Origin of the sequence: Pseudorhodoplanes sp. (genome assembly GCF_050250235.1) — a bacterium.
GTDB lineage: Bacteria > Pseudomonadota > Alphaproteobacteria > Rhizobiales > Xanthobacteraceae > Pseudorhodoplanes.
On the sequence record NZ_JBFWPA010000228.1, the window covers coordinates 1 to 6,179 of the forward strand.

4 protein-coding genes and 1 pseudogene are annotated in these 6,179 nt (G+C 53.0%); 1 reads left to right on the forward strand and 4 read right to left on the reverse strand.

The features are described from left to right. Both AB7F49_RS37190 and AB7F49_RS37195 read right to left on the reverse strand, forming a co-directional pair. Positions 1 to 671: ABC transporter ATP-binding protein (locus tag AB7F49_RS37190; RefSeq protein WP_428532333.1), on the reverse strand; the 671-nt coding region annotated here is incomplete at its 3' end. Beyond that, a pseudogene (locus tag AB7F49_RS37195) lies at positions 668 to 2,626 on the reverse strand (ABC transporter permease). The pseudogene AB7F49_RS37195 and the gene AB7F49_RS37190, both read right to left, overlap by 4 nt. A gap of 184 nt (positions 2,627 to 2,810) precedes the next feature. Here AB7F49_RS37195 and AB7F49_RS37200 point away from each other — a divergent pair. Beyond that, positions 2,811 to 4,169: a PLP-dependent aminotransferase family protein gene (locus tag AB7F49_RS37200; protein ID WP_428532336.1), complete on the forward strand. Its 1,359-nt coding sequence runs from the start codon at positions 2,811 to 2,813 to the stop codon at positions 4,167 to 4,169. A gap of 28 nt (positions 4,170 to 4,197) precedes the next feature. Here the strand turns inward: AB7F49_RS37200 and AB7F49_RS37205 are convergent, their stop codons facing one another. Next, entirely contained in the window at positions 4,198 to 5,169 is a 972-nt protein-coding gene (locus AB7F49_RS37205; protein ID WP_428532340.1) for an NADPH:quinone oxidoreductase family protein, read from the reverse strand. A gap of 73 nt (positions 5,170 to 5,242) precedes the next feature. Then, positions 5,243 to 6,179: pyridoxal phosphate-dependent aminotransferase (locus tag AB7F49_RS37210; RefSeq protein WP_428532343.1), on the reverse strand; the 937-nt coding region annotated here is incomplete at its 5' end.

Consider the following 6,179-nt stretch of genomic DNA (forward strand, 5'->3'; position numbering starts at 1 on the left):
ACCTTTCCTCGGTCTAGAACCATGATCCGATGCGAATACCCGAACACCGCGTCCATATCGTGCTCGGTGAAGAGCACACCAATCTGCCTTTCGGCGACAAGCTCTGATGTGAGCTTCATGAGGTCTTCTCGCTCTCCTGGCGCCATTCCAGCGGTGGGTTCATCCATCAGCAAGAGGCGTGGCTCGTTCACCAGCGCGATCGCTAGCTCGACACGCTTTACGTCGCCATATGCAAGGAGGGCGCACGTCCTGTCAGCCTGATCTGCGACACCAAGCCTATCGAGAAGCGCCAACGCTTCGGTCCGATAACTTTCTGAGACGAGCCGAACAGTGTTCCAAGTCTGTTGGTGTAAAGAGAGAAACGCCATTTGTACATTTTCGCAAACCGTCATAGACCCGAAAGTCGACGCTATCTGAAATGTACGTCCAATACCTAGCCTCCAAATTTCTCTTGGTGGCTTTCCCTCAATATTCTCTCCCGCAAATCTTACGGTGCCAGAGTCGGGCGTTAGCTGCCCTGCAATAAGGTTAAAGCACGTCGACTTTCCGGCCCCGTTCGGCCCAATGAGAGCAAGCAACTCTCCGGGAACGATTGAAAGCGATACGGAGTCCACGGCGTGTACGCCGCCAAAAGCCTTGCTTATTCCTTGAACCTCAAGAACGGGGTTCATGGATTTTGGCTCCTTGATCGCAAGCCCTGGAAAAAACTCCTTACGGACCCACGAATATGACGGGCGAGACCGACGATGCCTTCGGGAAAGAGTAGGACAGACGTAATAATGACGGTGCCAAGAAACAGCCGCCAATGATCGGTCAGAGGCATGATATAGGCGCGCACAACTGGATAGATTACCGCGCCGACAAGCGGACCCGCCATGTAATGAAGGCCGCCCAAAAGCACCATAGCGAGCGAATCTACGGTGGTCGGGATGGCGAGAAATCCAGGATCGACCGTGCCCTTAGAAAATGCATAAACCGAACCGGCCACGCCCGCACACGTGCCAGCCAAGGCGAACCCCGCCCATCGGTGTAAACGAAGATTGATGCCAATTGCATCACAGCGTCCAGGGGAATCGCGTCCGCCCCGGAGTGTGTAACCAAATGGTGAGAGCGTCGCGCGCCACAACTAGAGCACTACGAGTCCACATAACACCAGTGCAAAATAATAGAACGACAGACGCGAGCTCGCCCAATCACTAGGCCAAATTCCGTTCACTCCGTTATCGCCGCCACTAAAAGCATTCCATTGAAATGCGGCAGACCACAAAATCTGAGCAAACGCGAGCGTCAACATCGCTGCATAAACGCCAGCGAGTCGGACAACAAACCACCCCGAGATTATTGCGCCGGCGGCAGCGGCAAGGACTCCTACTGGAAGGGCCAATTCCATTGGCCACTTCAAATGGAAAATCATTAGTGCGGCACCATACGCGCCGAGCCCAAAGAACGCGGCATGCCCAAATGATACTATGCCTCCGTTGCCCATAATGAAGTTTAGGCTGAAAGCGAACAGGGAAAGAATAATTACTTCAGTCGCAAGAGTGATTTGATAGTTCGCAAGCACAAGCGGCAATCCCGCTAACAGAACGCCGATTGCTGAAACCACCTTCCAATTCAATTGCATCGACAGGTTGCCAGTTGTGACCGTCGTCCCTTTTTCGATCTCGGGTACGCCCAACAAGCCCCAAGGCTTACAGATCAAGACGATCGCCATTACCAAAAAGGCTAACACTAGCGAGATCTTCGGAAAAATTGCGACACCGAAAGAGTTCAACAATCCAATAATTAGCGAAGCGATAAACGCACCAGGCAGACTTCCCATGCCGCCAATCACCGTGACAACGAAGGCTTCGGTAATGATGTTCACGTCCATGAAGCTATTGGCCGGTTCTACAGGCATCTGTAGGGCGCCTGCTAAGCCGGCAAGCGCCGCGCCGAGAGCCACTACGCTCGTCATGAGCAAGCCATCGCGTACGCCTAAGGCGCCGACCATTTCCTTGTCTTCAGTTGCGGCACGCAGCAATACACCCCACTTTGTGTATCGCAAAGCTAACCAAAGTAGCGCCAAAACTGTCGGCCCAACAAAAATCATAAACAAATTGTAAGAAGGAAATCGCTGCTCGCCGAATTGTACAAAGCCGCCTAATCCCGGTGCTCGAGGTCCCAAAATATCATCAGGCCCCCAGAGCCAAATGACTAAATCCTGAACAATCAGGACCACACCGAAGGTAGCTAGAAGTTGGAAGAGCTCGTTAGACTTATAGAGTCTTCGTAAGAGCGCAACTTCGAGCAATATCCCAACCACGCCGGACAACAAAGCCGCACCAACGACCGCCAGCCAAAATCCAGGTGTACGACCCAAGGTCGATTGCAGGGGTTCAACCAAGGTGACGGCGAAGTACGCACCTAGCATGTAGATGCTGCCGTGCGCGAAATTGACGATACGGGTCACTCCGAAAATGATCGTCAACCCGCAAGCGATGAGAAAGAGATTCGACGCGCTCGCGAAACCAGTAAGCGCTTGCGCGACTATCCTCTCGAATTCCATGAGGCGAACCCTAACATTGGAGTAGCGGCTTTTAATTGTAATAGGATATCCAATCCGTTTTTGAAATTGCAATAGCATTATTCTTGTAGAAGTCGACGTTGCGAAGTAAGCGGAACAAACAGGTCGCTCTACCAGCTAAACTACTGAAAAATGTTGACATTCTAAGTTGGAAATACTTCTTATTGATGAGTTGTACTCGGTAAGAAGTAGTACAATTATGCTAATTAGAGCTGCGGCAATTGGACCGATGATTGGAGGCTCGATGACTCTGCGCCCTTCCGCGCTTTCGCGCGGCAAACCCAAATATCTTGCGTTAGTCGACTTGATCGAGCGCAATATTGCGTCCGGTGATCTCCGTGACGGCGACCGCCTGCCGCCGCAGCGCGAGCTGGCGAGCGACTTTGATCTCACAATCGCGACCATCACCAAAGCGATCCGCGAAGCGGCACGCCGCGGGATTGTAACCGCCCGTGCCGGTAGTGGCACTTTTATACGGGTCGGGAGCCAACGAAGCGATCACCATCAAGATAGTGTCGATCTCAGCTTGAACACCGTACCCGCCGATCCGACAAAGCGGTTTCTTGATGCAGCTTTTGCCGAACTCGCAAAGCGTCGCGTTGGTGATATCGCTTGTGGCTATGAGCCTGCCACGGGCACTGAAGCGCATCGAACTTTGATGCGCGGATGGCTTTCTGCACGGAGCTTGTCGCCCCAGTCAGAGTGCATATTGCTTACGCATGGTAGTCAGCAGGCGTTGGCCGCATGCTTCTTCGCTCTTACGAAACCCGGTGACACTATTTTGTGCGAAGAGTGGACCTACACAGGAATTCGGCGTTTGGCCGACCTCAATCAAGTCCGGCTCGAAGGCGTAGAGATGGACAAGCAGGGCCTCGTTCCTCGTTCGCTCAGCGATAAACTGAAAAGTTCAGGAGCCAAAGCTTTGATCTGTTCCGCTGTTGTTCAAAACCCCACGACGGCGACTATGCCTAGTGAGCGGCGAGCGGAGATAGCCGCCCTGTGCGAATCAGCAAATATCGTCATCATCGAAGATGACATTTATGGCCATTTATCTGGCGAAAAAACTAAACCGCTCGCGGCCATCGCTCCCCAGAATGTCATTCATATTAGTAGCATGTCGAAATCACTAGCACCGGGGATCCGCTTGGGCACGATGGTTTCTCCGCAGTCGCTAGTTCCAGCGCTTTCCAACGCTTTGGTCGCTCTTCATTGGACAGCACCGACGATGTGGCTTTCGCTGTTCGAGATCTTAGTCATCAGTGGTGCGATCGAGAAATGTCTAGCAGCTCATCGGGCTGAAGCCCGTCGCCGCTTAAAACTTTATGAGGAAGTGGTCGGCCACTTACCTCAACTTGAACTGCCAAGCTATCACGTTTGGCAGGATCTGCCGGATTCCTGGCGCTCGGAAGATTTCGTAACGGAGCTTGCTGCACAGAGCATTCGGGTTTCTCCCGCGCATCATTTTGCTGTGGGCACCGCACTAAAGCCTCAATCTCAAGTCCGAATTTGTCTGGGGGGCGGCGACGTCGATCAATTGCGTAACCAGCTTCTACAATTCCGCTCGGTTCTTTCGCGACCTCGCTCAGGATCCACTATCATCTAAATCGCTCATTCTACCAAATGGCACGTAACTATATGCGGACCAAAACTTTCCCCTGCGCTTCGCGACCGGTCAAGAGGCTCAGTGCTTCTGCTGTGGCAACGAGTGGGAAAATCTGATCGACGTGGGCTGATAGCTTGCGCTCCCTTCTCCAAGAAAAGATCTGCGCCATATTTGCGCGGTATTTTTTCGGATTGCGATCCAGAAACGGAGTCCAAAACACGCCTTGGATATCGCAGCTTTTCAGAAGAGGCAGATTAAGCGAAATCTTTGGAATCGTCCCGGAGGCAAATCCCACCACGAGAAACCGCCCACCCCACGCCATTGCGCGCAACGCGGGTTCCGAAAAATCGCCTCCAACGGGATCGAAAACGACATTGACGCCCTTTCCGTCAGTTAAATTTCGCAAAGCATCCTTTAGATTGTCTCTAGAATAATCGATCGTTGCATCCGCGCCCTGCTTCTTCGCAAGTTCCTCCTTTTTTGTGGAGGAGACGCAAGCAATAACACGAGCGCCCATGGCCTTGCCCAGCTCAACTGCTGCAAGGCCTGCGCCACCGGTCGCGCCAAGAACCGCCAGCGTCTCACCAACCTGAAGGGAAGCGCGGTCCTTCAAAGCATGCAACGACATGCCATACGTGACGACGAGCGCTGCTGCCTCTTCGTCTGTGATGTCGGCAGGGATTGGCAACAGCCTGCTGACAGGAACCGCCGTTTTTTCTCGACAGAAATTATTGAGGAATGCCGCCACTCGGTCACCAACCCGGAAGTCAGAGACGCCTTCACCGACAGCGCAAATAACGCCAGCGCCCTCCGCACCAGGAGAAAAAGGCAACGGCGGTTTGTATTGATACTTGCCGGCAATCATCAAAGTGTCGAAGAAATTTAAGCCAGCGATCTTTACAGTAACGACCACTTCGCCTGGGCCAGCAGTCGGCTCGACAACGTCGTCGTAAACTAGCTTATCAATTCCGCCGTGCTCGCGGCAGACGATGGCTTTCATCTGGACCCTCACTCAATCCCGAAGCAAAGACATGAGGCTAAAAAGGAGGCGACGAAGTGCCGCCCCCTTAAACTTAGCGAGCCTTGCCTTCAGATGAGATTTCGGTCAATGCGGACACCAGCCGGTCCATGTTTTTTTGAAAGCTGATATCGATACGAAGATACCGGTCACCGAGACCGCGGAAGGAGTCGGCGCCATCCTTCGTAATGACGCCTCGCTTCAGCAGCCCCTGGAATACGTCGGTCGATGTCAGTTCCGGATCGGTGACTTCAAGCATGAAAAAATTAGAGCGAGAACCCGGAACCATCCGAAACCGATTGAATTTTGCTAGTCTCTCCGCAACATAATTACGCATTTCGACAATCATCTTCACAGTCTTATCGACATGTTCCTGATCATTGATCGCCGCAATTCCACCCGACGTTTGCATGATGCCGAGATTCCACGTGGGCTTAAGGTTCATTAGCGGACGGATGAGTTCCTTGTTGCCGGCGACGCCAAACCCAAGCCGCAGACCAGCCAAGCCGAAGGCTTTCGAGAACGTACGGAGGCAAATCAAGTTATCGTACTGGCGCGCAAGCTCCATGCCACCGTTTGTTTCGGTGAAGTGGATATACGCCTCGTCGAGAACGACGAGCGTTTCGCCTCTCGCGGCTTCGCAAATCCGACGGATGTCTTCGTTAGCCATGAGCTTGCCGCTTGGGCTGTGCGGATTAGTGATGAAAGCGACCTTCGGACAAGTCGACTTCATCGTCTTGATGAAGTCATCAACGACCAAGTCGAAGTCGACGCCCATCCGAACGTAGCTCGGCACACGCCCCTCGTTCTCAGCGAAGATGTGATAGATTGGGAAACAAGGCTCGTACATTTGGATTCTGTCGCCCGGGCGCGAGAACGCCCGAATAACAAACGAAATAACCTCCGTCTCACCTGAACCGCAGACCACACAATCGGCGTCGAAGCCATAGCGTTTGGCAATAGCTTCGCGAAGCAGCCGAGAAGACCATTCC

Coding starts and splice junctions, on each gene's coding strand:
- AB7F49_RS37205 (WP_428532340.1), bottom strand. CDS start 5,169: ATGAAAGCCATCGTCTGCCGCGAGCACGGCGGAATTGATAAGCTAGTT.
- AB7F49_RS37200 (WP_428532336.1), top strand. CDS start 2,811: ATGACTCTGCGCCCTTCCGCGCTTTCGCGCGGCAAACCCAAATATCTT.